The organism is Vibrio sp. 10N.222.55.C6 (genome assembly GCF_041473395.1).
Classification (GTDB): domain Bacteria; phylum Pseudomonadota; class Gammaproteobacteria; order Enterobacterales; family Vibrionaceae; genus Vibrio; species Vibrio crassostreae_C.
The window spans coordinates 1-1676 of sequence record NZ_JBFRSD010000775.1 but is presented as its reverse complement, the minus strand read 5'-3'; the positions used below and the strand labels follow the sequence as shown (position 1 = coordinate 1676).

Sequence of the window (1676 nt, the reverse complement as noted above, 5' to 3'; positions counted from 1 at the left end):
CCGTTGTATTTCTACTGTTCGTTTTTTGCTGTGAATCGTCCATTCGATTTCAACTTTCCAGATTAAGCCTACCCCATCATAGACATAATGACCCCCACGAGGTGCTAGCCTCCAATTTCGTGGGTTAGCGTAAAGCCAGAGCCATAATTAGTGTGTTCAAACAACTAAATTTGGAGGCTAGCATGAATAACGATAGCATAATTTTCATTGGCTTAGATACGCATAAGTCATTTATCCAAGTCGCAGTCTTGCAAGAGCAACGCGGGGCTACACCTGAACATTTGGGGCGGATAAAGTCTAACAAGTCCGCCCTCATTAAACTCACACAACAACTGCAATCTAAATATCCAAAAGCCACCCTCCATTTTGTCTACGAGGCTGGGCCTTGTGGATACTGGACATACCGATTGCTCACCAGCCTTGGCCACTGCTGCTGCGTCATCGCCCCTTCCCTTATTCCAAAGAAATCAGGGGATAGAGTCAAAACAGATAAGAGAGATGCAGCAAAACTTGCCAAGCTTTTTAAGGCGGAAGAGCTTACGCCTATTTATGTGCCTGAATCTGAAGACGAGGCGATAAGAGATTTATCAAGGGCTCGAGAAACCGCGATGAAAGACCTTAAAGATGCAAAATTCCAGCTCAAAGGCTTTCTTCTACGCAATAATGTACAAGCGACGGTGAATGATAACTGGTCTAAAAAGCATCTACGGTGGCTAACCGACCTCATTCTTCCCCATCACAGCCAACAGATTGTATTGCAAGAGATGATCATCACCATCAGTGAGCGGATGCAAAGATTACAGCGGTTGGATAACGAGTTACTACACCAAGTCAAAAACTGGCGTTACTACCCTGTTGTCAAAGCCATTCAAGCTATGCGAGGTGTGCGGCTCCTTGTTGCTCTCGGCACCATTGCCGAGCTCGGCGACCTACGTCGCTTCGACCATCCCAGAAAACTTATGGCTTATGTTGGCCTCGTACCGACTGAAAGCTCCAGTGGCGGAAAAACGAAGCGAGGGAGCCTAACCAAATGCGGAAACAGTCGAGCACGACGGTTGCTTATTGAGGGTGCGCATACTTATAAGCACAAAGCTAATATCTCCGTCGAACTGCAACTGCGACAAGAAGGACTGCCCAAAGAAATTGTCGATATTGCTTGGCATGCTCAGCAACGATTATGTCGTCGCTATCAACGATTACTACAAAAAGGCAAACATCGAAACGTTGTCGTCGCCGCTATCGCAAGAGAGATGATCGCGTATATCTGGGCTATCGCAAGAGAGGTAGTCGTTAGCGCAGTCGATCCAAAAACACGGATTGCAAGGCTGCCTGCATGAGAAAAGAATTAGTGTTAGCGTATTGGATAGAGCATCGGGTGTGGCACAAACACCGACGGCGTTAGGATGGCAATAAAGCTCGCGCTTTATTGAACCACGAGCATAGACTGAAGACAGGTGCCACGACGAAATAAGTAAGGTAGGCGCTGCTCATCTAACGATGAGTAATCCACGTATATCAGCATGAGAACCGACGAAATTACTTGCTTCATCTATGCGTTAACACTATCTCAAAATAAACAAAAGGCTCTGACATGTGGGAGCAGAAACTTCTACGTTTTAATTGACAGTGGGGGTCATATCAACGTAATTCTAAGGTGGTTGAGTGACATAAAAGAA

1 protein-coding gene is annotated in these 1676 nt (G+C 46.0%); it reads left to right on the top strand.

What is annotated here, in order from left to right; all coding sequences use genetic code 11:
* The first annotated feature begins 182 nt into the window (after window positions 1-182).
* A complete protein-coding gene (locus tag AB4486_RS26105) occupies window positions 183-1337 on the top strand; it encodes an IS110 family transposase (protein ID WP_136976091.1) in 1155 nt (384 codons plus the stop codon).
* The last annotated feature ends 339 nt before the right edge of the window (window positions 1338-1676 follow it).